General features: G+C 66.2%; 29 protein-coding genes. 12 read left to right on the top strand and 17 right to left on the bottom strand.

Annotated features, from left to right (window positions below):
• Window positions 1-113 precede the first annotated feature (113 nt).
• From C7H84_RS30075 to C7H84_RS30105, 7 genes are all read left to right on the top strand, one after another.
• The gene (locus C7H84_RS30075) at window positions 114-878 is read left to right on the top strand and encodes a TIM barrel protein (protein ID WP_121862209.1); all 765 of its coding nucleotides are present in this window, start codon (window positions 114-116) and stop codon (window positions 876-878) included.
• A gap of 28 nt (window positions 879-906) precedes the next feature.
• On the top strand, window positions 907-1,899 hold the full coding sequence (locus C7H84_RS30080) for a sugar kinase (protein WP_121862210.1): 993 nt from the start codon (window positions 907-909) through the stop codon (window positions 1,897-1,899).
• A gap of 165 nt (window positions 1,900-2,064) precedes the next feature.
• Window positions 2,065-3,345, top strand: coding sequence for an MFS transporter (locus tag C7H84_RS30085; RefSeq protein WP_121862211.1), 1,281 nt, complete (start codon window positions 2,065-2,067; stop codon window positions 3,343-3,345).
• 4 nt (window positions 3,346-3,349) lie between these two features.
• Window positions 3,350-4,315 (top strand): D-glycerate dehydrogenase, encoded by a 966-nt coding sequence (locus C7H84_RS30090; RefSeq protein WP_121862405.1) that lies wholly within the window; start codon window positions 3,350-3,352, stop codon window positions 4,313-4,315.
• A 321-nt stretch (window positions 4,316-4,636) separates the two neighbouring features.
• Window positions 4,637-5,680 carry a LacI family DNA-binding transcriptional regulator gene (locus C7H84_RS30095; protein WP_121862212.1) on the top strand — a complete coding sequence of 348 codons (1,044 nt, stop codon included), beginning with the start codon at window positions 4,637-4,639 and terminating at the stop codon, window positions 5,678-5,680.
• A 54-nt stretch (window positions 5,681-5,734) separates the two neighbouring features.
• Window positions 5,735-6,523: a YhfC family intramembrane metalloprotease gene (locus C7H84_RS30100; protein WP_121862213.1), complete on the top strand. Its 789-nt coding sequence runs from the start codon at window positions 5,735-5,737 to the stop codon at window positions 6,521-6,523.
• Window positions 6,524-6,536: 13 nt separating this feature from the next.
• Entirely contained in the window at window positions 6,537-6,899 is a 363-nt protein-coding gene (locus tag C7H84_RS30105; RefSeq protein ID WP_121862214.1) for a DUF3022 domain-containing protein, read from the top strand.
• Between the two features lie 72 nt (window positions 6,900-6,971).
• Here the strand turns inward: C7H84_RS30105 and C7H84_RS30110 are convergent, their stop codons facing one another.
• Window positions 6,972-7,403: a PGDYG domain-containing protein gene (locus C7H84_RS30110; RefSeq protein ID WP_121862215.1), complete on the bottom strand. Its 432-nt coding sequence runs from the start codon at window positions 7,401-7,403 to the stop codon at window positions 6,972-6,974.
• 139 nt (window positions 7,404-7,542) lie between these two features.
• Window positions 7,543-8,091 (bottom strand): Spy/CpxP family protein refolding chaperone, encoded by a 549-nt coding sequence (locus C7H84_RS30115; RefSeq protein ID WP_121862216.1) that lies wholly within the window; start codon window positions 8,089-8,091, stop codon window positions 7,543-7,545.
• Between the two features lie 373 nt (window positions 8,092-8,464).
• Between C7H84_RS30115 and C7H84_RS30120 the strand changes: the two genes are divergently transcribed.
• The gene (locus tag C7H84_RS30120; protein ID WP_006481526.1) at window positions 8,465-8,929 is read left to right on the top strand and encodes an Lrp/AsnC family transcriptional regulator; all 465 of its coding nucleotides are present in this window, start codon (window positions 8,465-8,467) and stop codon (window positions 8,927-8,929) included.
• A 424-nt stretch (window positions 8,930-9,353) separates the two neighbouring features.
• On the top strand, window positions 9,354-10,454 hold the full coding sequence (locus C7H84_RS30125; RefSeq protein ID WP_006755042.1) for a saccharopine dehydrogenase C-terminal domain-containing protein: 1,101 nt from the start codon (window positions 9,354-9,356) through the stop codon (window positions 10,452-10,454).
• 112 nt (window positions 10,455-10,566) lie between these two features.
• Here the strand turns inward: C7H84_RS30125 and C7H84_RS30130 are convergent, their stop codons facing one another.
• Entirely contained in the window at window positions 10,567-11,184 is a 618-nt protein-coding gene (locus tag C7H84_RS30130) for an ATP-binding protein (protein WP_121862217.1), read from the bottom strand.
• Window positions 11,181-11,327, bottom strand: a complete 147-nt coding sequence (gene cydX, locus C7H84_RS30135) for a cytochrome bd-I oxidase subunit CydX (protein WP_121862218.1) — start codon at window positions 11,325-11,327, stop codon at window positions 11,181-11,183. The genes C7H84_RS30130 and cydX overlap by 4 nt, the downstream gene beginning before the upstream one ends.
• Window positions 11,328-11,518: 191 nt before the next feature.
• Between cydX and corA the strand changes: the two genes are divergently transcribed.
• A complete protein-coding gene (gene corA / locus C7H84_RS30140; protein WP_121862219.1) occupies window positions 11,519-12,496 on the top strand; it encodes a magnesium/cobalt transporter CorA in 978 nt (325 codons plus the stop codon).
• Window positions 12,497-12,512: 16 nt separating this feature from the next.
• Here corA and C7H84_RS30145 read toward each other — a convergent pair whose 3' ends face one another.
• On the bottom strand, window positions 12,513-12,800 hold the full coding sequence (locus C7H84_RS30145; protein ID WP_121862220.1) for a YciI-like protein: 288 nt from the start codon (window positions 12,798-12,800) through the stop codon (window positions 12,513-12,515).
• Between the two features lie 493 nt (window positions 12,801-13,293).
• Between C7H84_RS30145 and C7H84_RS30150 the strand changes: the two genes are divergently transcribed.
• Complete coding sequence (locus C7H84_RS30150; RefSeq protein WP_121862221.1) at window positions 13,294-13,782, top strand: YbaK/EbsC family protein; 489 nt, start codon at window positions 13,294-13,296, stop codon at window positions 13,780-13,782.
• Window positions 13,783-14,289: 507 nt separating this feature from the next.
• Window positions 14,290-14,751, top strand: a complete 462-nt coding sequence (locus tag C7H84_RS30155; RefSeq protein ID WP_162999410.1) for a DUF3653 domain-containing protein — start codon at window positions 14,290-14,292, stop codon at window positions 14,749-14,751.
• A 92-nt stretch (window positions 14,752-14,843) separates the two neighbouring features.
• Here C7H84_RS30155 and C7H84_RS30160 read toward each other — a convergent pair whose 3' ends face one another.
• From C7H84_RS30160 to C7H84_RS30215, 12 genes are read right to left on the bottom strand one after another with little or no spacing between them, the layout of a single operon-like run.
• On the bottom strand, window positions 14,844-15,095 hold the full coding sequence (locus tag C7H84_RS30160) for a hypothetical protein (protein WP_121862223.1): 252 nt from the start codon (window positions 15,093-15,095) through the stop codon (window positions 14,844-14,846).
• The gene (locus C7H84_RS30165) at window positions 15,092-15,487 is read right to left on the bottom strand and encodes a 3TM-type holin (RefSeq protein ID WP_162999411.1); all 396 of its coding nucleotides are present in this window, start codon (window positions 15,485-15,487) and stop codon (window positions 15,092-15,094) included. Before C7H84_RS30165 ends, C7H84_RS30160 begins: the two co-directional genes overlap by 4 nt.
• A 47-nt stretch (window positions 15,488-15,534) precedes the next feature.
• A complete protein-coding gene (locus C7H84_RS30170) occupies window positions 15,535-15,984 on the bottom strand; it encodes a hypothetical protein (protein ID WP_121862225.1) in 450 nt (149 codons plus the stop codon).
• Window positions 15,981-16,307 carry a hypothetical protein gene (locus tag C7H84_RS30175; RefSeq protein WP_162999412.1) on the bottom strand — a complete coding sequence of 109 codons (327 nt, stop codon included), beginning with the start codon at window positions 16,305-16,307 and terminating at the stop codon, window positions 15,981-15,983. Before C7H84_RS30175 ends, C7H84_RS30170 begins: the two co-directional genes overlap by 4 nt.
• Window positions 16,304-16,885, bottom strand: coding sequence for a glycoside hydrolase family 104 protein (locus C7H84_RS30180; RefSeq protein ID WP_346428401.1), 582 nt, complete (start codon window positions 16,883-16,885; stop codon window positions 16,304-16,306). The genes C7H84_RS30175 and C7H84_RS30180 overlap by 4 nt, the downstream gene beginning before the upstream one ends.
• A gap of 44 nt (window positions 16,886-16,929) precedes the next feature.
• Window positions 16,930-18,432, bottom strand: a complete 1,503-nt coding sequence (locus C7H84_RS30185) for a GDSL-type esterase/lipase family protein (RefSeq protein WP_162999413.1) — start codon at window positions 18,430-18,432, stop codon at window positions 16,930-16,932.
• A 5-nt stretch (window positions 18,433-18,437) separates the two neighbouring features.
• The gene (locus C7H84_RS30190; protein ID WP_121862228.1) at window positions 18,438-19,172 is read right to left on the bottom strand and encodes a hypothetical protein; all 735 of its coding nucleotides are present in this window, start codon (window positions 19,170-19,172) and stop codon (window positions 18,438-18,440) included.
• Window positions 19,172-19,717: a hypothetical protein gene (locus tag C7H84_RS30195; RefSeq protein WP_121862229.1), complete on the bottom strand. Its 546-nt coding sequence runs from the start codon at window positions 19,715-19,717 to the stop codon at window positions 19,172-19,174. The genes C7H84_RS30190 and C7H84_RS30195 overlap by 1 nt, the downstream gene beginning before the upstream one ends.
• Window positions 19,714-20,079 (bottom strand): hypothetical protein, encoded by a 366-nt coding sequence (locus tag C7H84_RS30200; protein WP_121862230.1) that lies wholly within the window; start codon window positions 20,077-20,079, stop codon window positions 19,714-19,716. Before C7H84_RS30200 ends, C7H84_RS30195 begins: the two co-directional genes overlap by 4 nt.
• A 5-nt stretch (window positions 20,080-20,084) precedes the next feature.
• Window positions 20,085-20,351 carry a hypothetical protein gene (locus C7H84_RS30205; RefSeq protein ID WP_121862231.1) on the bottom strand — a complete coding sequence of 89 codons (267 nt, stop codon included), beginning with the start codon at window positions 20,349-20,351 and terminating at the stop codon, window positions 20,085-20,087.
• On the bottom strand, window positions 20,348-20,794 hold the full coding sequence (locus C7H84_RS30210; protein WP_121862232.1) for a hypothetical protein: 447 nt from the start codon (window positions 20,792-20,794) through the stop codon (window positions 20,348-20,350). The genes C7H84_RS30205 and C7H84_RS30210 overlap by 4 nt, the downstream gene beginning before the upstream one ends.
• Window positions 20,795-20,830: 36 nt before the next feature.
• Entirely contained in the window at window positions 20,831-21,673 is an 843-nt protein-coding gene (locus tag C7H84_RS30215) for a major capsid protein P2 (protein ID WP_121862233.1), read from the bottom strand.
• Window positions 21,674-21,679: the final 6 nt, after the last annotated feature.

Genomic DNA, 21,679 nt, shown 5'->3' on the forward strand with positions numbered 1-21,679 from the left:
TCCGCGCGGGGAGGGGGTCCTAGGGATTTCCTCTATGGTGTGCAGGAGACGCGAAGCGCACCATCCGTCTCAAGCAAATGGAACCGGTTCCATTCCGGTAAAAAAGGGCAGAAATGGCAGACATCGTGATCGTGGCGAGCGCATTCGGGATGGACCGCGTGCGTCAGCAGGGCCACCGTGCTTTCATCGCGACCGCGGCGGCGTCCGGTGCGACCGGCTTCGAGGTGCGGCGCGAACTGTTCGCATCGGAAGACGACGCGACGCCCGGCGCGTTGGCTGCGCTCGGCGCCGAACTCGCGGCTCAGGGCTTGTGGTCGGTCTATTCGACGCCGGCGACGCTGTACACGGAAACCGGCGCGCTCGACACCGACGCGCTGCGCGACACGCTCGCGGAAGCCGACGCGCTCGGCGCGCGCTTCGTGAAGTTCCAGCTCGGCGGGTTCGCGGGCGACGCGCATGCGGCCGACCTCGTCGCGCTGTCGCGCGGCGCGCGGGCTCGCGTGGTGGTCGAGAACGGCCAGTTGCCGGTCGGCGGCGCGCTCGCGCAGTTCCGCGGGCTGTTCGCCGCGCTGACCGCGACGGGCGTGCCGGATGCGCTCGGCATGACGTTCGACATCGGCAACTGGCAGTGGCCGGGCGAAGCGCCGCTCGCATGCGCGCACGCACTCGCGCCGCACGTGGAATACATTCATTGCAAGGCAGTCGTCGGCGAGGGCGCACGCCGCTTCGCGGTGGCGCCGACCCCGGACGATGCGCTCGTCACGGGTGTGCTCGCGGTGCTGCCGCAAGCCGTGCCGCGCGGCATCGAATTCCCGTTCGATGCGGCCGACCTGGCGGGCGATGCCGGCCGGCGCGTGGCATGGCTTGCCGCCGCGTGACACGGCAAGGATACGGAGGAGTTCATTCATGAAAGCAGCACTCGATGTGGTGACCTACGGCGAAGCGATGGCGATGTTCGTCGCCGCCGAGCCCGGCCATCTCGCGCACGCCGCGCAATTCACGAAACGGATCGCGGGTGCGGACCTGAACGTCGCGATCGGCCTGTCGCGGCTCGGCTTCCGGGTCGGCTGGATGAGCCGGGTCGGCCGCGATTCGTTCGGCCGCTACGTGCTCGACACGCTGGCGCGCGAGGGGATCGACGCATCGTGCGTGACCGTCGATCCGCGCTATCCGACCGGGTTCCAGCTGAAGTCGCGCAACGACGACGGCAGCGACCCGACGGTCGAATATTTCCGCAAGGGCTCGGCCGCGAGCCACCTGTCGTGCGACGACTACATGTCCGGCTACGTGCTCGGCGCGCGCCACCTGCATCTGACGGGCGTCGCGCCCGCGATCTCCGCGACGTCGTGCGAACTTGCGTTCAAGCTGGCGCGCGAGATGCGCGCGGCCGGCAAGACGATCTCGTTCGATCCGAACCTGCGCCCGACGCTGTGGCCGTCCGCCGACGCGATGGCGAAGACGCTGAACGCGCTCGCGACGCTCGCCGACTGGGTGCTGCCGGGCCTCGCCGAAGGGCGGCAACTCACCGGGCACGACACGCCGGCCGACATCGCTGGCTTTTATCTCGCGCAAGGTGCGCGCGGCGTGGTGATCAAGCTGGGCGCCGACGGCGCGTATTTCCGCACGGCCGACGGCCATGAAGGCACGGTGGCCGGCGAGCGTGTCGCGAACGTGGTCGACACGGTCGGCGCCGGCGACGGCTTCGCGGTCGGTGTGGTCAGCGCGCTGCTGGAAGGCAGGTCGATCGAGCAGGCTGTCGCGCGGGGCAACCGGATCGGGGCGCTCGCGATCCAGGTGATCGGCGATTCGGAAGGCCTGCCGACCCGTGCGGCGCTCGATCGGCTCGAAAACGTCAGCAATCGCGCCGATCGCTTAGAGGAAACCGTCACCGCGCAATGAGAGGCCGGACACGGCACAATCCGCGGACCCATTTCGTGCTTCGTGCACGGTTTTGCATGAGGCCGGATCCGGCGCCGTTGCGCCGACGCCGGTCGATTCCCGAAAGGACGGGAGCGGGGCCGGGCGTTTGATGCGCCCGCTTCGATCACCCAAGGAGACACTCTGATGGCAGCCAATCTCGCAGCCCGACGCTGGTGGACGATCATGCCGATCGTCTTCATCACCTACAGCCTCGCTTACCTCGACCGCGCGAACTACGGGTTCGCGGCAGCGGCCGGCATCAACCAGGACCTCGGCATCAGCAAGGGCCTGTCGTCGCTGATCGGCGCGCTGTTCTTCCTCGGCTACTTCTTCTTCCAGATTCCGGGCGCGATCTATGCGGAGCGCCGCAGCGTCAAGAAGCTCGTGTTCGCGAGCCTCGTGCTGTGGGGCGCGTGCGCCGCGCTCACCGGCGTGGTCACCAACATCCCGTCGCTGATGGCGATCCGCTTCGTGCTCGGCGTGGTCGAGGCGGCCGTGATGCCGGCGATGCTGATCTACATCAGCAACTGGTTCACGAAGAGCGAGCGCTCGCGCGCGAACACGTTCCTGATCCTCGGCAACCCGGTCACCGTGCTGTGGATGTCGATCGTGTCGGGCTATCTCGTGCACGAATTCGGCTGGCGCCACATGTTCATCGCGGAAGGCGTGCCGGCCATCATCTGGGCCGTGTGCTGGTGGTTCCTCGTGCAGGACAAGCCGGCCGATTCGCCGTGGCTCGACGCGCAGGAAAAGCGCGATCTCGACGCCGCGCTCGCGGCCGAACAGGCGGCGATCAAACCGGTGCGCAACTACGCCGAGGCATTCCGTTCGCCGGCCGTGATCAAGCTGTGCGCGCAGTACTTCTGTTGGAGCATCGGCGTGTACGGCTTCGTGCTGTGGCTGCCGTCGATCGTCAAGAACGGTTCCGCGCTCGGGATGGTCGCGACCGGCTGGCTGTCGGCGCTGCCGTACCTCGCGGCGACGATCGCGATGCTGGTCGCGTCGTGGGCGTCCGACAAGGCCGGCTCGCGCCGCGGCTTCGTGTGGCCGTTCCTGCTGGTCGGCGCGGCTGCGTTCGCCGCGTCGTATGCGCTCGGCTCGTCGCACTTCTGGATCTCGTATGCGCTGCTGGTCGTCGCGGGCGCCGCGATGTACGCGCCGTACGGGCCGTTCTTCGCGATCGTGCCGGAGCTGCTGCCGAAGAACGTCGCCGGCGGTGCGATGGCGCTGATCAACAGCATGGGCGCGCTCGGTTCGTTCGTCGGCTCGTATTTCGTCGGCTACCTGAACGGGGCGACCGGCTCGCCCCTCGCGTCGTATGCGTTCATGAGCGCCGCGCTCGTCGCCGCGGTGATCCTCACGCTGTCCGTCAAACCCCAGGCGCGCGATGCGCATCCGCTCGCCGCGCCGCTGCAAGGAAAATGAAACGATGAAGCCTCGTATCGTCGCGTACAAGCCGCTGCCCGATGACGTTCTCGCGTACCTGCGCGAGCATGCGGAGCTCGTGCAGGCCGATGGCGCCGATGCGCTCGCCGACGCGCTCGTCGATGCCGACGGCGCGATCGGCGCGAGCCTGAAGGTCACGCCGCAGATGCTCGATCGCGCGCCGCGGCTGAAGGCATGGTCGACGATCTCGGTCGGCTACGACAACTTCGACGTCGCGGATCTGACGCGGCGCGGCATCGTGCTCGCGCATACGCCCGACGTGCTGACCGAATCGACCGCCGACACGGTGTTCTCGCTGATCCTCGCGTCCGCGCGCCGGTTGGTCGAACTGGCGGAGTGGGTGAAGGCCGGCCGCTGGCACCGCAGCATCGGCCCGGACCTGTACGGCACCGACGTGCAGGGCAAGACGCTCGGCATCGTCGGGCTCGGGCGGATCGGCGGCGCGGTCGCGCGCCGCGCGGCGCTCGGCTTCCGGATGCAGGTGCTGTACACGAACCGTTCCGCGCACGCGGAAGCGGAGGCGCAATACGGCGCGCGCCGCGTGTCGCTCGACGAACTGCTCGCGCAGTCGGATTTCGTGTGCGTGCAGGTGCCGCTGTCGCCGCAAACGCAGCACCTGATCGGCGCGGCCGAGTTCGCGAAGATGAAGCGCGGCGCGATCCTGATCAATGCATCGCGCGGGCCGGTGGTCGACGAGGCCGCGCTGATCGACGCGCTTCGGGCCGGCACGATCCGCGGCGCGGGGCTCGACGTATTCGAGAAGGAGCCGTTGTCGGCGGATTCGCCGCTGCTGCAGATGAGCAACGTTGTCGCGCTGCCGCATATCGGCTCGGCGACGCACGAGACGCGCCATGCGATGGCGCGCTGCGCCGCGGAGAACCTGGTCGGCGCGCTGGCCGGCACGCTGCGCACGAATCTCGTCAATCCCGACGCACTCGCGCGCGTCTGAGCGGCGACGGCCAGCCGCCGCCACCGCGGGCGCCGTTAGAGTCGATGGTCTTGGTGCGGGAGGGCAGGCTGCGTTATGATCGCCCGCTCGTCGCCTCGACGACCCGGCCATGCGGCCGGCGGCGTGCGGCGGCGGGCATCCGTGCCAGGTCCGGTGCGGCCGATCGCTGGGTGTGACCGGCGGCCGGGGCGGGCGCGAACGCGCCGGTTTCGGCCGATCGTGAAGCACAGGGTCGGCGGCGTCCGCCGGGTGGCTTTCGTACCAACAACAAAGGTCCGTCCGCGCACGAAGCGGCGCGGATCGTACGACGCGAGGCACGACTTGAGCGATTCGCAACCTTCCACGCAGCGTCCGGCGACGATCAGCGACGTCGCACGCGAAGCCGGCACGGGCAAGACCAGCGTTTCGCGCTATCTGAACGGCGAGACGCACGTGCTGTCCGCCGATCTGCGCCAGCGGATCGAGACGGCGATCGCGCGCCTCAACTACCGGCCGAACCAGATGGCGCGCGGGCTGAAGCGCGGCCGCAACCGGCTGCTCGGCATGCTCGCGGCCGACCTGACCAATCCGTATACCGTCGAAGTGCTGCAGGGCGTCGAGGCCGCGTGCCACGCGCTCGGCTACATGCCGCTCATCTGTCACGCGGCCAATGAAGTCGAGATGGAGCGGCGTTTCCTGCAGTTGCTCACGACCTACCGCGTCGAAGGGCTGATCGTCAACGCACTCGGCGCCGAGGAAGACGTGCTGCGCCCGCTGCGCGGCGGCGACATCCCGGCCGTGCTCGTCGACCGCACGGTCGAGGGTTTCGAGGCCGACCTGATCGGGCTCGACAACACCGATGCGATCGAGACGGCGCTCGCGCACCTGATCGCGCGCGGCTTCGATGCGATCCATTTCGTCGTGCAGCCGTTCGAACGCGTCAGCTCGCGGCGCCTGCGCGAGGCCGCGTTCCGCGCGGCGCTCGGCGCGCGCGGGCTGCCGGTGCCGTCAACGGTCGTGCTCGACCTGAACGAGCCGGCCGCGGCGGCCGCGGCGCTCGCCGAACTCGATGCGCGCGTCGACGACGCGGCGCGGCGCGGCGTGCGTGCGGCGCTGTTCGCCGCGAACGCGCCGGTCGCGCTCGCGATCGCGCGCCACCTGCGCGCGCGGTTCGGCGCCGCCTGGCAGGAACGGGCCGCGCTGCTGTCGATCGACGATCCGGAGTGGGCCGAGCTGATCGGCATCACGACGATCCGCCAGCCGACCTACGAGATCGGCTACAAGGCCGTCGAATTCGTGCACGAGCGCATCGACGGCGCGGCCGGCGCCGTGCGCGTCGCGATGCTGCCGGGCGAGCTGATTGCGCGCGCGTCGACCGCAAGCTGAGTATCATGCGGGGCACGCAGCGCGCCAGGTGCGCTGCCCCGATCAAGGAAATACATGACTGTCGCCCCCGTCACGCTGGCGGTGCTGATCGCCGCCACGCTGATCATCGCGCTGCTGCCGTTCGTTCTGTTCCGTATCCTGCGCAAGCCGCTTGCGCTCGACCGCCGCGACACGATAGTCGGCGTCGCCGTCTTCACGCTGTTCGCGATGATCGTCGAACGCGCCTTTCATGGCCTCGTGCTGAGCCAGACGCCTGCCGGCGGCTGGCTCACGCAGCCGCTCGCGTTCGTCGCGTACAGCGCGCTCGCGACCGCCGTGTTCGAGGAACTCGGCCGCTATCTCGGGATGCGGTTCCTGAACCGCCGCTACGGCCCGTCGTCCGGCGACGGGCGCGGCATCGGCTACGGGATCGGTCATGCCGGTGCCGAAGCGTGGTTCGTCGGCGTGCTCGTGTGGGGCCAGTGGTCGTATCTCGCGTGGCTCGCGAGCCGCGGGCAGCTCGAGACGCAGCTCGCGGACCTGCCCGGCGATACCGTCGTGCGGCTGCACGTGATGCTGGCAACGCTGTCGGCCCAGTCGATCCTGCTGTTGCTGCTCGAGCGCTGCTCGGCGTTCGTGGTGCAGCTGGCGCTGTCGGTGCTGGTCTGGCGCGGCGTGCGTGCCGGCCGCGCGGGCGTGCTGCCGCTCGCGATCGTGCTGCATGCGCTGGCGGTCGCGCCGGCGCTGCTGTATCAGGTGCGCGTGCTGCCGGCCGGCGCGCTCGAGGCTGTGTATTTCGTGCTGGCCGCGATCCTGGTCGTCGTGCTGGTCAAGGGTGGCAGGTCGCAGCGCGCGGCGGCCTGACGGGAGAGACGGAATGGACGACTATCTGATCGAATGCCAGAGCGCCGAGTTCGATGCGCTCGCGCGCGTGATCTGCGATCTCTTTCCGGAGCAGACGCGTTTTGCCGAAACCAGCGACGAACGCGGGCGGTTCCTGTCCGTGCAGTGGCTGGCGATGCGGTTCGGCTCGACGCCGAAGCGCATGACGCTCGACATCCGGATCGTGCCGGCCGCGCTGGCGCGCTATCTGGCGCTCAAGCCGATGCAGCGCGCCCGCAGTCATGCGGTGCTGCATGCGTACACGGAAGCGATGCTCGGTTCGCTCGAAGAGCGGCACGCGGCCGGGGAGGCCGTCGAGCGCACCGCGGAACTCGACCTCGACGAAGACTTTGCCTGAACGTTGACGTGAACGCGTGCGCCGGCGCGATGCCGGCGTCGCGCGTGACGCGTTACGCGTGTGCGGAATGCGTTACGCGTCGCGATAGACCTGCGCGAAACGCTGCGCCTGCACGACGCCGTAGTCGCCGGGCGCATATTGCATGACCCAGTCGCCGGCGCCGCCGCGCAGCGTGTCGCCGTTTTCCGAACGCGCGATCGTGAACGCTTCGTCCATCCGGCGGGCGAGCACGACGGCAGGCCGATTCCGATATGCGCCCGGCATGCCGTGCGCGAGCGCCGGATCGGCGGGCAGGTACTTCGGGTCGAAGCGCGCGCGCGACACGACCCAGCGGTCGCCGGTCGAGCCAGTGATCAGCGCGTCGCCCGCGACATAGCGGTTCGGGCCTTCGAGGCTCATCAGTTCGCCGTCGGCATCCGCGAATGCGACCGTGACGGTTTCGTCCTTGACGACGCGACGGGCCTGCGGGTCGGTACGCAGATCGATGTGCTTGAGTTCGAGCATGGCGGGGAAGGGCGAGGAATGGCTGGAAAAGCCGGGAGCTTATCCCGAATTCGGCGCGCCGTGTGACGCGCCGAATGCCCGCGGGAGGCGCGACGCCGTTCTGCCCGTGCGGGCAGCGCCGGCGCCGGCGAGGCGAACGTCAGGGCTGGGCGGGCGCGCTGGCGGCCGGCGCGGCGGCTGCCTTGCCGTCCTTTTTGGCCTTGCCCGTGCCGCGGTGGTCGCCGCCGTGATGCAGCCAGCTGCGGAACGTCGTGTCGGCGAGTGCCTTCTGGTCGGCCGGGAAGCTGTCGTAGAGCGGGGCGAATGCGTCGGCGAGTTTCTTCGCGCCGTCCGCGTTTGCCTGCGCGAGTTCCGCGTACTGCTTCATGTCGTCGACCGCGGACACGTTGTGGCTTTCCATCCGCGAGCGATAGAGGCGGCCCATCGTGTCGCCGTTCTCGCGCATCGTCTCCGCGAACGTCTTCCATTTCGGCTCCTGCGCCGACGTAATCTTCAGCTGATCGTGCAGGTACTTGATGCGCTGCTCGATGCGCGCTTCATGGCGTGCGGCGCGCTGTTCGGCGCTCGGTGCCGACGCGGCCGGTGCCGGTGCCGACGCCGTCGCCGGAGCGGGCGTCTGCGGCTGGGTTTGCGCGAATGCGGCGGCCGTGACGGCGAGCATCGCGAGGGTGAGCGAGATTTTCTTCATGGTTGGCTCTCCGGGGTGGTGTCGTGCGAGCGGGTGCGGCGGCCGGTGCCGCGAGCGCGCATCTCGCGTCGCTTGTTATTAGTAGCACGTCGTGTGCAGCGCAGCAGCGAAAGCGACACTTGCTTACATCCGATACGAATCGAAATTGAAAGGGACGTAGCGGGCGGGTAATGGTCAATGGTCGCTGGTTGTCGATCGATTCGTCGGGCAGCGCAGGCATGCGGCGAAGGTGGCGCGGGTAGTGCGGATGGTGCGGATGGTGCGCGAGCGCGGACCCGTGACGGCGCCTGATCCCGGTTGGGCGCACCGGCGTTCGGCGCTATCATCGCGTCACGTTCCATTTTGCCGGCGCGCTGCACGCCGGCCCAGCCTCATGCGTCCACCTCGCCTCGACCAACTCGACGACCTCGACCGACAACTCGTCGCGTTGCTGCAAGCGGATGCGCGCGCAAGCGTCGCCGATCTCGCGCGACAGCTCGACGTCGCACGCACCACGGTCGTCGCGCGCATCGCGCGGCTCGAGCGCACGAACGTGATCGCCGGGTACAGCGTGCGGCTCGGACAGGACGTGCTCGATGCGAGCATTTATGCGTACGTCGGCATCATCCTCACGCCGAAGTTCGGCAAGGACGTGCTGCGCAAGCTCGACCGGATGCCCGAAGTGCAGTTGCTGTGCGCGGTGAGCGGCGAATACGACTACGTCGCGTGGCTGCGTGCCGATTCGCCGGAACGGCTCAACGACCTGCTCGACCAGATCGGCACGCTCGAAGGCGTCGAGCGCACGACGACGTCGATCATCCTGTCGCGCAAGATCGATCGCGGCACGATCGGCGGGTGATGCGTCGCAGGCGGCGTCATGGGTGACGCCGCGGCGCGACTTCACTCGTTGCGCCTGTTTTCCTTCGTTCCCTTCCTTTGATGCTCGCCACCGGCGTCAGCCGGTGAGCGGAGCGTCGCCTCGCGCCTTGTCGCGTCGTTGTGCCGAGCGCCTCTGCCTGGGCCGCGCGCGTGACGATTTTTCCCGCTTTGTTCGCTCCTTGCTGCCCGTCCGGACGAGCCCGCCAACGGCCCGTTTGCGGCACGTCGTTGACGGGGATTTTTAGATGATTTGGTCGTTGTGACGAAAAGTGTCGTCAATTCGTCGAATGTATCGGTCGTTTCGCATCATTCTTCGTCTTGGAACTGATTTTGAGCGTCCCTAAACTGTGTTCATGGCTCGACGCCGTACACCAACACCAAATCCATCATCAGGAGATAAGCGCATGAAAATCGCCATCGTCGGCGCAGGTCTGATCGGCCACACCATTGCTCACATGCTGCGTGAAACGGGCGACTACGAAGTCGTTGCATTCGACCGCGATGCCGATGCGCTCGCCAAGCTGTCGCGTGAAGGCATCGCGACGCAGCGTGTCGATTCGGCCGATGCCAATGCGATCCGTGAAGCCGTGAAGGGCTTCGATGCGCTCGTCAACGCGCTGCCGTACTACCTCGCGGTGAACGTCGCCGCAGCGGCCAAGGCGGCCGGCGTCCATTACTTCGACCTGACCGAAGACGTGCGTGCGACCCACGCGATCCGCGAACTGGCCGACGGCTCGGACCGCGCGTTCATGCCGCAATGCGGCCTCGCGCCGGGCTTCATCGGCATCGCCGCACACGAGCTCGTGAACGGCTTCAGCGAAGTGCGCGACGTGAAGATGCGCGTCGGTGCGCTGCCCGAGTATCCGACCAACGCGCTGAAGTACAACCTGACGTGGAGCGTCGACGGCCTGATCAATGAATACTGCCAGCCGTGCGAAGCGATCCGCGACGGCCGCAAGCAGTGGGTGCAGCCGCTCGAAGGCCTCGAGCACTTCTCGCTCGACGGCACCGAATACGAAGCGTTCAACACGTCGGGCGGTCTGGGCACGCTGTGCGAGACGCTGTCGGGCAAGGTCGAGACGCTCGACTACAAGTCGGTGCGCTATCCGGGCCACCGCGAACTCGTGCAGTTCCTGCTCGAGGACCTGCGTCTGTCGAGCGACCGCGACACGCTGAAGTCGATCATGCGCCGCGCGGTGCCGTCGACGAAGCAGGACGTCGTGCTCGTGTTCGTCACGGTCACGGGTGTGAAGGACGGCCAGCTCGTGCAGGACGTGTTCACGCGCAAGATTTTCGCGAAGGACGTGTGCGGGATGCACATGAGCGCGATCCAGATCACGACGGCCGGCGCGATGTGCGCGGTGCTGGATCTGTTCCGCGAAAAGAAGCTGCCGCAGAGCGGTTTCATCCCGCAGGAAAAGGTCTCGCTGAAGGCGTTCCTGTCGAACCGCTTCGGCAAGCTGTACGAAGGCGGCACGATGGAGCGCGTGCACGAAGTCGCCTGACGATCGGTCTACGGCACGAGGGCAGTGCGACGCCGGGAGCGCAACAGCGTTTCCGGCGTTGTTTTTTGCGTATCGAAATTGCAGCGAAGCAGAGCGGGGCGGTGCGCGCCGCTCAGGCGGGCAGCGGCGGGACGAGCGTTGCCTGCCGTGCCGGCGGGACGATGCGATACAGCAGCGCATCGACGTCGGCATCGGACGGCGCGGTGTTGTCGAACATCACGATGCCGTCGCATTCGTGGCCGGTCGGCACGAAGCGGCGTTGCCGGTATTCGTCCCAGTGCGCGAGCTTGTACGCGTCGTTCGGATTGCCGCGCGCGATGATCCGCTGGTGCGCGACGTCTTCGGCCGTATGGACCCAGACGACCGTGAGCGCAACCTCCGGCCCGATGCCGAGCCATGCGCGATCGAGAATGCGCCGGTCGCGCACTTCGCGCGACAGCGGGCCGACCACGAGCACGCCGATCCCGAGCGCGAGATTTTCGCGCGCGGTGTCGAGCAGGCCTTGATATTCGGGATCGCGCAGATGCTTCAGGTAGAGCGGGCTGTCGCGATCGTTCGGATCGGCGGTGAGGGCGCCCATTGCGGCCGAGCTGTAGCGGCCGTAGAGCGTGTCCTTGTCGAGCAGGCAGAAGGCCTCGCCGGTCGTGCGCATCAGCGGCCCGATCAGCCGCTTCGCGAGCGTGGTCTTGCCGGTGCCTGCATGCCCGCAGAAGAACACCAGGTGGGTCACGAATACCGGCCCCCCGGGCCCGCGCGCGATGCATCGGTGCCCTTGTCGCCGCGCGAGAACACTTCCGCTTCCAGCCACATCGCGTTGATGATGCCGAAGCCAAGCGCTACGCCGATGCCGAGGATCCACGAGAAATACCACATGGGCCAGTCTCCTTGACGGTTGGGCTGCACGACGGCGCCGTGCGTAAGCCTGTCGAAGCGATGCCGTGCGCCGTGCGTGTGCATGCGGCGTAGGCAGTCCGATCATGACCAATATCGGCGCGCGGCGCAAGCGGGGGCGCCCGCGCGTCAAACCGGTAAACTAGTGCGAAAACGGCAACATCACGGACACCATGCTGATCAACTGTGCTGCATACCAGGACGGCCGCAAGCTGGCCGACATCGATATCGACGCCATCAGCGACTACGTATCGAAGCCCGAGTGCTTCGTGTGGGTTGCGCTGAAGGATCCGACGCCGGACGAGATCGACCTGATGGGCGAGGAGTTCGCGCTGCACGAGCTCGCGCTCGAGGATGCCCGCAAGGGTCATCAGCGCCCGAAGATCGAGGAGTACGGCGACTCGCTGTTCGCGGTGCTGCATACGGTCGAGCTCGACGATGACGGCGAATTCAACGTCGGCGAGCTGAACGTGTTCGTCGGCCCGAACTACGTGCTGTCGATCCGCAACCATACCGAGCAGGACTTCCGCGCGGTGCGCAAGCGTTGCGAGCGCGAACCGCATCTGCTGCAGGAAGGGTCGGCGTTCGTGTTCTATGCGCTGATGGACCAGGTCGTCGATCGTTACTTCCCGATCCTCGAGACGCTCGGCACCGAGCTCGAGGAACTCGAGGATCGCATCTTCACGAAGGCCTCGGCTGCGTCGTCGCGCGCGATCATCGAGGATCTCTATTCGTTGAAGCGCCGGCTCGTGATGCTGTACCAGCACACGGCGCCGCTGATCGAGCCGCTCGCGAAACTCACCGGCGGGCGCATTCCTCAGGTCTGCAGCGGGATGGAGCATTACTTCCGCGACGTGTACGACCACCTGCAGCGGATCGTGAAGACCATCGAAGGGCGCCGCGAGATGGTCGTGACCGCGATCCAGGTCAATCTCGGGATGATCTCGCTTGCCGAGAACGAGGTGACCAAGCGGCTCGGCTCGTTCGCCGCGCTGTTCGCGATCCCGACGATGATCGCCGGCATCTACGGGATGAACTTCGCGAACATGCCCGAGCTGCATCTCAAGTACGGCTTCTACGGTTGCATCGCGGTGATGCTCCTGGCCGATCTCGGGCTGTGGTGGCGGTTCAAGCGGGCGGGGTGGCTGTAGCCGCTGCCGTGCACCGTCAGCTCGGGGCGTGCTTGCCCACCACGACGCGCCACGGTCGCACGCGCCAGGACGTGACGAGGCCGTGCTGCACGTACGGATCGGCGCGCGCGAACGATTCGGCGGCTTCCGGCGAATCGCCTTCGAATACGAGCACGGCCTGGTCGGCCGGATCCTGCAACGCGCCGGCGAGCACGAGTTCGCCGCGTTCGGTTGCCGCCCGCGCGAGTGCCAGATGTTCGGCGCGGTACGGTTCGCGCCGGGTCAGGTAATCGTCGACGAGTTCGTAGATCAGCTGGTAATGCATGGTCGCTCCCCGAATGGGCCGCCGCGGAATGACAGGCGGTTGGCTCAGTATAGGGCGCGATTCGGGCTTTGTCGGCGCGGTTGATGGCGGCTTGCGATGGCGTTGGGCGGCTTGCCGGCGCGCAGTCCATTCGCGGGGTCCGCCGATTCGTGGCAATTATCGACAGGCATTTCGATCGTAGCCTTCTGCCTTGAAATGCAACTAACGGTCTAGCGTTAATTCGCCTCCACATTGAGGTGCGTTATCGCGGCGGAACGGCCAGTGGCCGTCCGTTTTCAGGAAAGGTGGGTTCGACGAGCGTATTCGCGCGTATTCCTGGCGCGGTTTCGCATGCCGGCGAGGGTGGTTTGCGCGGCTGGAAAAGGGGTCGAAGCGCGATATCGGCCGCGCGTGCGGGCGTCGCGCAAGGGCGTTTCCATTGGCCGCAATGCGACCTATGCTGAACGAACCAGAGCGAACTTCGTTCGCCCGATTTGCCCAGACGAGGTGTGCCATGCCTGTATCAGCCACCCTGCAGGATTGCCTGCGCCAGAAGTCTTCCCGGTACGAAGTCTTGTACCACCCGTATAGCCATACCAGCATGGAGACGGCCGCCGCCGCGCATATCCCCGGCGATCGGCTCGCCAAAACCGTGCTGCTCGAGGACGATGAAGGCTACGTCGCCGCCGTGCTGCCGACGTCCCACGCGGTGCGGCTGTCGGACCTCTGGGTCAAGACCGGCCGTCATCTCGTGCTCGCCAAGGAAATCGAACTGCGCGAACTGTTCAAGGATTGCGACATGGGCGCGCTGCCGCCGGTGTGCATGGCGTACGGGATGAAAACGTTCCTCGAGGACCATCTCGCGCGGCAGCCGGAGGTGTATTTCGAGGCCGGCGATCACGAAGCGCTGATCCACATGATGCAGGACGAATTCCTGTCGCTGATGGAGACGGCCGAGATCGCGCATTTCTCGCACAGGATGCAGGGGATGTGGGTTTCCTGAGCGGTTGCTGCGGGCGGTTGGCCGTTGGCGGTGTTGACGGGAGGCCGCCGGGGCGATCGTGTGCCCGTGATCTTGCTGCGGTTTGGTGTGACGGCGAAACTGGTGGTTTCTGGTGGCCGGTGAGGCGGGATTCGGGCGGTGTCGGGACGGGGTTTCGCCGAGGTTTCTCGGTAAATTTCTAATTTGACATAATCATAATTAGCGAACTTTTGATCATGTCCCGACCCCGGTAGAAGTGCGTTTCGCGTGCATCCTGCACGGTTTAATAGCGGTTGTCAGCTATTACAACTTGTAACGGATAGAAACAGACTATTCGGAGGATGCAATGTCTTATGTTTCAATCACTTACACTTTTAATAGGGATTACCCTAATGTTGTATCAGGGTGTGTCCAATCGTTACGAAAGGTTAAAGAAATGCGCGGCGGGCATGATTCTTGGACAACAACTCTGGCCCCCAATCCCACATGTTCCGCCGCCGCTTCGCTCACGTTCCGGGAGTAATCGACATGGCCCGCTACCTTCCGGAACCCACCTCTGACGAACTCCGCAACCTCATCGACGCCGCCGTGCGCGCCGTCACGCTGCCGGCCGCGCTGGCGATCCTCGGCGTTCACCGTACGACGCTCATGCGCTGGCGCACCGGGAAGGTTCGCATCCCGCCGGCCGCGCTCGCGCTGCTGCGCGTCTGGTCGGAGGGCCGCTTGCCCGGCATGTCGGAGGACTGGCGCGGCTTTCGCTTCAACGGCGACGCACTCGTCGGCCCCACGGGCCAGCGCTACACCGTGCGCGATATCAACGCATGGCACTGGAAGGATCAGGCGTTGGACGCGCATCAGCGCCGCATCAAGCAGCTGGAAAAGATCGTGTTCGATCAGGCTCGTCGTCTGGACGCCATGTCGGGCGCCGCGAACGACGGCCACGACAACCCGGCCAACCCACCGCCGCGCCCCAAGACGGCCGCGCGCTGAAACAAAAAGCCCCGGTTTCCCGGGGCTTTTTTACTTGCGGCGGCGGAAGCGCCCCTTGCTGTCGCGCGGGGGCGTGCGCTTGTGGTGCTTGCTCATTCGTCTCTCCGGTATGCGGCACTGGCTTCGAGCTTCACAACACGCACTTCCAGCGCCGTTACGCGCGCGTCGCGGGTTTCTTCATGGGTCTGCAACCCCATCAAGGTCTGTTTCACTTCGGTCACGTCGTGCGCGATGCCGGACAGGTTCCACACCACGCCGGCTCCGGTCGCGGCGAGCGTCGCGATTGCGCACACGACGCCCCACACCGGGATCGATCGGTCGAGCTTGAGCGCGGCGGCCGTCATTGGGCGCCCTTGACCTTTTCGACCGTTCGCGCGGCGGCGATGCCGAGCATGGCGAACAGGATCGATTGCAGGGCCATCGTGTCGACCGCAGGCGGGATCGGCACGTGCCAGAACGCCGTACACGCCCACGACGCGATCGGACGCACCACGAGCATATACGCGACGCCAGCGCCGCACGTCCAGCCGACGAACGGCCGCCAGCCCGATTTGAAGAGGCTTTCCGACTTCGCCTCATCGTCGTCGACCTGAATCTGCGCGAGGCGCGTTTTCAGATCGGCGTCCAGCTCCGCGAGCTCGCCGCGCTGCTGCATGTCGAGCAGCTGCAACCGCGCCTGCGCCTGCTGCGCCGGGTCCGGCCACGCCCGCTTGATGATGTCGTCGAACAGGCTCACCACCCCGCCCGCCGGCCCCAAGATCGCGTCAAGAATTCCCATAGCTTTCACCACCCCGACGAATTTCCAAGGTCTATTCCGTCACCTGCCGGCCCTTGTGCAGCAGGCGTGCTGTTTGCACCGCTCGGCGCAAATGCCGAACCGCTGATGATCCCCCACAACCAACCGCCGATCCCGCCGTTTCCACTGGTGCCGCCCGATCCGCCGATCAGCCCCATCGACAGCGAGTCGACCGCATTGGCCGGCGCCGACACGACGCCGTTGCCGATCGCGGCCGCGCCGTCGACGGCCGCCACGCCCGAGTCAGTCGGCAGCACCGGCGAGATTGCGGTTGTCCAGGCGGATGACGCGCCGTCCGATACGGCCTGCCCCGCGCTCGATAGCGCGGCACCGACCGACGACAGGCCCCCGCCGACCTTGCGGCCGACGTACCAGAGCGCCGCGCCGACGAGCGCGACAGTCAAGCCGACTTCGAGCGCGTCGCTTTTCAGGCTCACAGGTGGAATCCCCACGAATTGAGCGTGCCTTGCCCGGTCGCGTTCATTGCGTTGAGCGTATCCTGCCCGATCAGCGCGCTAATCGCGTCCGGGTTCCAGCTGGTCGAGCTGTACACCTGATCGACGCTGCCATTCATGTTGACGCCGCCCGATGCCGTGCCGAGCGGGAACGTCAGCGTTTGCCAGCCGGCCGCGCCGTTCGCGCCGGCAACGACGGGTGCGGCCGCCGCGCCGTGCGACTTCTTGAAGTACTGCACCAGCGCGAAGCCGACCACCGCGACGCCGAGCCCGAGCGCGGCATTGTTCATAAGGTCCGATTTCATGCCGTGGCCCCTCCTGCCGCTTCGTACCACGCGATGAGAGAGTCGACGCTGTTCGTGTGCTGGCCGTAGGTCCAGCCCGGCAGTGACGCCCACACGGGCGCGCAACGCGCGATCGCGGATTGAATGTTGCCGGCGTCGATATCGGCCAACGCGCCCTTGTTCGCGATCAGCTGCAGCGCCATCGCGTCTTGCGTGGCCGGCGAAAAATCGGTCAGGCCCGTCTGTCGCGACAACGTGAGGAATGTCGGATAGTTGATCTGGTATCGCCCCGCTGCCGTGCTGTTCAGTGCTCGGTTGAGGATGCGCGGGTGCGCGCTGTAGTCAGCGAACGTCAGCGGGTTCGCCGCCGTTGCGCCGACCAGCACGTTATAGCCGTTTTCCGTCACCGCGAGCAGCGCCGCGCCGATTTCGCTGTCGGCAATCATGTCGAGGAACGCTTGCCGGTTTTGGTTCGGGTCACCGGTCGGCCCGTAGCTGGTCGTCATATCGAGTAAATCCCCCGAAGTCATGCCAAGCACATCGCCCGGCGTAAAGCTCGCGTTGTCCTGCTCGGTTTGGCTCGTCGCCGCGAACAGCACGGCGGCACCGGCCGCGAGCAGCAGGAAAGGCGCGGCACTCATCGTTACGCGCTTTCAACCGCGTTGATCACGTTGCCGGCGATCATCGCGTGGCCGAGCAGGTTCTCGTGCAGGCCATCGTTCAGATAGGCCGTCGTATCCATGCCCCGGAAAATCGTATGGTTGTCGATCACGTCGAGCGACTGCTCGAGCGCGACGCGGTGCACGACGTTGCGCACGTACTGCGAGTCGAACGCATACGTCGGCGGCGATTCGAGCGCGGCCGGCGACGGGTTCATCAGGATCACCGAAGCCGTCGGAGTGAACATCGCGAGCAGGTTCAACAGGTTCCGCTTGAAATTGTTCGTGCAGTTCGGCTGGTTGTTGCCGCTCGCGGCGATCCGGTCGTTCGTGCCCATCTGCAGCATCACGTAGTTCACGTCCGGCGTCATGATCGACGGTCCATAGGCGCCAAACATGCGCTGCAGATACGTCAGACTGGTTGCGCCAATGATTCCTTGGTTGACGATCGTGCAGGTTTTCTGGATCTGGATCGCGGACATGCGCAGCGTGCAGACGCCGCTAGCGCCGGACGGGTATTCGACCTTGATCATGATCGTCGCGTTACGCACGTAGGCGAACGTGTGCGTGCGCGTGACGTTCGCCTGCAGCGATCCCGTATCGGACGAGAAAACGCCCTGGCTCGTGCCGTTCACGAACACCTCGTAGTTTGCCGACTGCCCCGGCACCGAGTTGTAGACCATCGTGAACGACGTGCCCGTGAACGGGAACGTCCAACTTCCCGTCGAATTGATATCGGCAACCGCGATGTTGTGGCGCTCTCCCAACAGCGTGCCGCTATCAGCTTGCTCCGTGCTGCTGGCCGAGCCGACGAGCGTCACTGCCGAGAACGGGGGCAGGTTCGTGTAGAGCGTTTCCGTGCGCGTGAACGTCGCGGTTGATTGGCCGCTCGGAGACGTGCTCCAGTTCGACAGGACCGGCGCCGCGTTGTCGAAATACCGCTCTCCGACGTAGCGCTTGAACTCGTTCGCCCACGACGGCGACGTGTACATGTCGCGCGGATCGGCAGGCGTGCCGTTGCGCGACAGCGAAATGATCGAGGCGTTTTCGGTCAGGCCCGCGCCCCACGTTTTCGAGTCGCCCGCTTGGATGATCGTCGTCTGCTGCTCGAGCGGGTTGAGCAGCGATTCGTGCAGCGCGCGCATCTGGCCGCCGAACGCCTTGAACTTGGCTTTCGACGTGTTGAAGCTGCGGAAGCTGGCCGCCTGCTGGCGCGCACCGGACACGAGAAATACGCCGTTCTGGTAAGCGTTTTTGGTCGGCACCGCATTGACGACGTAGGTCAGCCCGGCCAAGTCTACGACGCGTCCGACGTTCTCGGCTTCGAACGCAGTGAACGCCGCGGTGTCGTTCGTTACGCCGTCGCCTTTCGCGCCCTTGTCGCCCGGCGTCGGCCGCTCGCGGCCCTTATCTTGCTCCGTGCGCGCCACATTGTTGGCGCCCGCCGGCGTGTATGCGACCGCGCTCGCGACCAGCTTTCGAACCATCCCCGTCATGCCATCACCTGTACGTTAATCGTCGTGCCGGCGTCGCTGGTGCCATACCACGCGGCCGGTGCGCCGTCATTATCGTGCCAAACGTCGCCCGGATTCAGGGAAATGACGGCGTTGGTCGGCGTCACGCCAGCCCCACCGATATACGCGATGCCGGTGCCGGCGTTCTTGAACGCGACGCGGCGACGGCCGGCCGATGCGGCCAGCAATGACACCTGATTCGGCGCTGCGCCGTTGAATGCCGGCGCGGCGACGGGCGCGTTCTCCGTAATCGTGCCGCCCTGCGTGATACCGACGTTCGTCGCGGTCAGCGTCGCGCCCGTCACCGCGACGGTGCCTTGCACCTTGACGTTGACTTCCTGTCCGACCGGCGCGGACACCTGAAACGGTGCGCCCGGCTCGCTGACGATCGCGACCGGGACCGGGTTCGCGTTCGTGTTGGTGACGTTCGTGCCGACCTGCGTCAGCTGCACGTCGATATCGCCGTTGGTCACGATGAACTGCACGTTCGCATCGGCCGTCGTCGTGATGTCGACCTGGACGTAGCCATTCGTCGGCACGAGCTTTACGCCCGAGCCGACGCCGATCACGGTGTCTCGGTTGCCGTTCGCGTCGGTCAGCGTGACGGTCAGGGTCGAACCAGTGTCGCATCCCTGCACGTAGAACGCCCGGCCGCCGATGGCCGCGCTGTAGCCGGTGCTGTTCGCCTTGATCAGCTGTTTGATGGTCTGCATCAGACCTCCTTCGCGATCAGCGGCATGGACACGGCGAGGCCGACAACGATCAGCGCGCCGATCATCAGCGTGCGCACGTTGCTGGTTTTCGTGTCCTGATACGCGGCCGTAATGCTGCTGTTCGCGTCGCCGTACGCACTCGCGACTTGCGCGCTCGCATCCTTGGCGGCCTGAATCGCTGCCTGCGCCGCGTCGGCGTACGCCTTCTGCGTGTTTGCCGAGTCCGTCAACATGCCGTTGATTGCGAGCTCGGCCGTGTGCGAGCTCGCGCTCATGCTAGCCGTGCCGAATTGCTCGATGCCGGCGAGCGCGTCGTGGCCGAGGCCGAACGCAGCCGCGATGGCGCCGCCGTCGAGCTGGCTCACATTGAGCGTGACGGTTCCGCCGCTCGATGCCGTAGCACCGACGCCTGAACCGACGTTGTTGCGCTGGTCGGCGTTCGTCGTCGTCGTGTTCGACGCGGACGACGATTCACCGCCACCGTTCGCCGGGACGCACGGCAGGCCGAGCGCCATCAGCTTGATCTGTTGTGGGTTTCGAATCATTTCAGTTCCTTGCGCATCACGACGCCGTTTGCCACGCGGCCGGCAATGCGATAGCCGAGCCGCGACGCCTTGCGAATCAGGCCCGCCCGGCGCGTCTGGAACGCCACACTATCGAGCCCATGCGCATGCGCCTCGATCAGGGCCAGCCCGAACGCCGTCAGGTCAAAATCGACCGCGCCGGCCGCAGCCAGCACGTAACACTCCCTGCCCTGCCGCTGCAGCACGTAGGCTGCGACGTCGCGATCGTCCTGGCTGATGACGAAGCACCGACCGACTGCGGTCATGGTCGCAACCGTCTCGCGATCGTTGGTCATGAACGCGTCGACGCGCGCGAGCAGCGGGCGCGCAGCGTCGGCGCCCACTTCCCTCACGCTGACTTGCGATGACGCAGCACGAACCATGCGACGCCCCCGATCAGCAGCCACGGCATCAGCCCTTGAAACGAGCCGAGCGAAAACGAGTTCGTCGCGCCTGCCACGGCACCCGCGATGCTGGTGCCGAGCTGCGGCGAGCCCGAGACGATGAACGCGCCGTCCGAGAACGACACCGGGTTGTAGTCCGATGCGTTCGACGGGCCGGCGGCGCCGCCCGCGAAGGTGAGCGGCGGAATCGCGAGACCGGTTGCCGGGATCATTTGTCCTCCGCGATCGCGAACAGCACGACGCCAATCAGCAGCAGCATCATGAAACCGCCGCCGCCCTGGTTGACGTAGCCCGGCCCCTGCCCGACCGGATAGACGCCGCCGTTCGGTGCCTTGTACGTCGGCAACGCCTGACCGCTCGCGGACAGCCCGTGCGAGATCGAGTCCGCAGCGACCAGCGTAGCGAGGCCGCCGGAAATGATCTGGTTCCAGTCGATCGTGGAGCCGCCCGATTGCAGCTGGCCGAGCGTTTGCGACGATGCCGATACCGGCGTCGTGTCAGTGCTAGTCGCCCAGCTGTAGCCGGCGCCCGGCGAATAATCCGTCACGCCGTACAGCGTCGAGTAGGCCGACGAGTCGACCCCACCCGAGCTGTAGTCAGACAGCGTCGACGGGTCGGCGCCGGCCGACCCGTCCGGCATGGTGAAAAGCGACATACGCCCTCCTGTTGTGTTGGATGGACGGACGCCGGCTTACGCGCGTTGGACCGGATCCACGATCGATTGGTACAGGCGACCGTTGAACGGGCCGGTCGTGGTCGTCAGGCGCAGGAATACGTTGTTCGTCAGCGCCGTGTTGAGCCACTTCTCGCGGAAGCCCTGCAGGTCGAAATCGATCACCGTCAGGCCGTTTTGCGACACCTTGCCGTAGTCGCCCTGATCGCTGGCCGCGTCGCTCGGCGCGCCTTCCCAGATGATCACACCCGAGTTGCGCACCTGCATGTAGCTGATCGAGCCGGCGCCACCCGCGCCATAGTTCGACTGGTGGATGTACAGCTTCTTGATGATCGCGCCAGCGCGGCCGACCGCGAGCGGGATATCGTTGTCCTGCGCGTTCGGGAACGCGAAGGCCGAATAGAGCTGCTTGAGCACCATCGGATTTTTCGACGGGTCGTTGAGCTGCGCGAATGCCTGCATGTTGCAGCCGTTCGGCGCTGCAGCGTTCAGCGTGATCTCGAACGTCAGCTTCTGCATCAGCGCCGAGCTGATGGCGGTCAGCATCTGCTCGCTGGTCTGCGCGGTCGCGCCAACCTTCGAGGCGGACGACTTCGCGTTCGCACGAAGGAAGTCGAGCAGGATGAGCGTGGTCGGGTTCGTGCGGCCCTCGTAGAGGTTTTCCGCGAGCAGGTCAGCGCCGGACACCGTGAAGAACGGTTTGTCGTTGATCTTGCCAACGATCTGGTCGATTTGCGAGATCACCAGCCCGCCGAGCAGGTTGATCTTCAGACGCTCGTACGTCGGGCCGATCGGCATGGTCAGAATCGCGACCTGACCCGGTGCGATGTTCTGAAAATTTACAAGGCGTTCCTTGCGCATGGCGTT

Source organism: Burkholderia sp. Nafp2/4-1b, assembly GCF_003635165.1.
In the GTDB taxonomy this organism is placed as follows: domain Bacteria; phylum Pseudomonadota; class Gammaproteobacteria; order Burkholderiales; family Burkholderiaceae; genus Burkholderia.

Bases quoted from the DNA above. Each gene is read 5' to 3' on its own strand.
- C7H84_RS30100 (WP_121862213.1), top strand. From the start codon at position 5,735: ATGACTGTCGCCCCCGTCACGCTGGCGGTGCTGATCGCCGCCACGCTG.
- C7H84_RS30205 (WP_121862231.1), bottom strand. From the start codon at position 20,351: ATGATCCCGGCAACCGGTCTCGCGATTCCGCCGCTCACCTTCGCGGGC.
- C7H84_RS30090 (WP_121862405.1), top strand. From the start codon at position 3,350: ATGAAGCCTCGTATCGTCGCGTACAAGCCGCTGCCCGATGACGTTCTC.
- C7H84_RS30085 (WP_121862211.1), top strand. From the start codon at position 2,065: ATGGCAGCCAATCTCGCAGCCCGACGCTGGTGGACGATCATGCCGATC.
- C7H84_RS30110 (WP_121862215.1), bottom strand. From the start codon at position 7,403: ATGCTCGAACTCAAGCACATCGATCTGCGTACCGACCCGCAGGCCCGT.
- C7H84_RS30175 (WP_162999412.1), bottom strand. From the start codon at position 16,307: ATGAAATCGGACCTTATGAACAATGCCGCGCTCGGGCTCGGCGTCGCG.
- C7H84_RS30105 (WP_121862214.1), top strand. From the start codon at position 6,537: ATGGACGACTATCTGATCGAATGCCAGAGCGCCGAGTTCGATGCGCTC.
- C7H84_RS30160 (WP_121862223.1), bottom strand. From the start codon at position 15,095: ATGACGGCCGCCGCGCTCAAGCTCGACCGATCGATCCCGGTGTGGGGC.
- cydX (WP_121862218.1), bottom strand. From the start codon at position 11,327: ATGTGGTATTTCTCGTGGATCCTCGGCATCGGCGTAGCGCTTGGCTTC.
- C7H84_RS30080 (WP_121862210.1), top strand. From the start codon at position 907: ATGAAAGCAGCACTCGATGTGGTGACCTACGGCGAAGCGATGGCGATG.
- C7H84_RS30150 (WP_121862221.1), top strand. From the start codon at position 13,294: ATGCCTGTATCAGCCACCCTGCAGGATTGCCTGCGCCAGAAGTCTTCC.
- corA (WP_121862219.1), top strand. From the start codon at position 11,519: ATGCTGATCAACTGTGCTGCATACCAGGACGGCCGCAAGCTGGCCGAC.
- C7H84_RS30075 (WP_121862209.1), top strand. From the start codon at position 114: ATGGCAGACATCGTGATCGTGGCGAGCGCATTCGGGATGGACCGCGTG.
- C7H84_RS30155 (WP_162999410.1), top strand. From the start codon at position 14,290: ATGGCCCGCTACCTTCCGGAACCCACCTCTGACGAACTCCGCAACCTC.
- C7H84_RS30210 (WP_121862232.1), bottom strand. From the start codon at position 20,794: ATGTCGCTTTTCACCATGCCGGACGGGTCGGCCGGCGCCGACCCGTCG.
- C7H84_RS30145 (WP_121862220.1), bottom strand. From the start codon at position 12,800: ATGCATTACCAGCTGATCTACGAACTCGTCGACGATTACCTGACCCGG.
- C7H84_RS30215 (WP_121862233.1), bottom strand. From the start codon at position 21,673: ATGCGCAAGGAACGCCTTGTAAATTTTCAGAACATCGCACCGGGTCAG.
- C7H84_RS30195 (WP_121862229.1), bottom strand. From the start codon at position 19,717: ATGATTCGAAACCCACAACAGATCAAGCTGATGGCGCTCGGCCTGCCG.
- C7H84_RS30125 (WP_006755042.1), top strand. From the start codon at position 9,354: ATGAAAATCGCCATCGTCGGCGCAGGTCTGATCGGCCACACCATTGCT.
- C7H84_RS30185 (WP_162999413.1), bottom strand. From the start codon at position 18,432: ATGGTTCGAAAGCTGGTCGCGAGCGCGGTCGCATACACGCCGGCGGGC.
- C7H84_RS30120 (WP_006481526.1), top strand. From the start codon at position 8,465: ATGCGTCCACCTCGCCTCGACCAACTCGACGACCTCGACCGACAACTC.
- C7H84_RS30190 (WP_121862228.1), bottom strand. From the start codon at position 19,172: ATGCAGACCATCAAACAGCTGATCAAGGCGAACAGCACCGGCTACAGC.
- C7H84_RS30115 (WP_121862216.1), bottom strand. From the start codon at position 8,091: ATGAAGAAAATCTCGCTCACCCTCGCGATGCTCGCCGTCACGGCCGCC.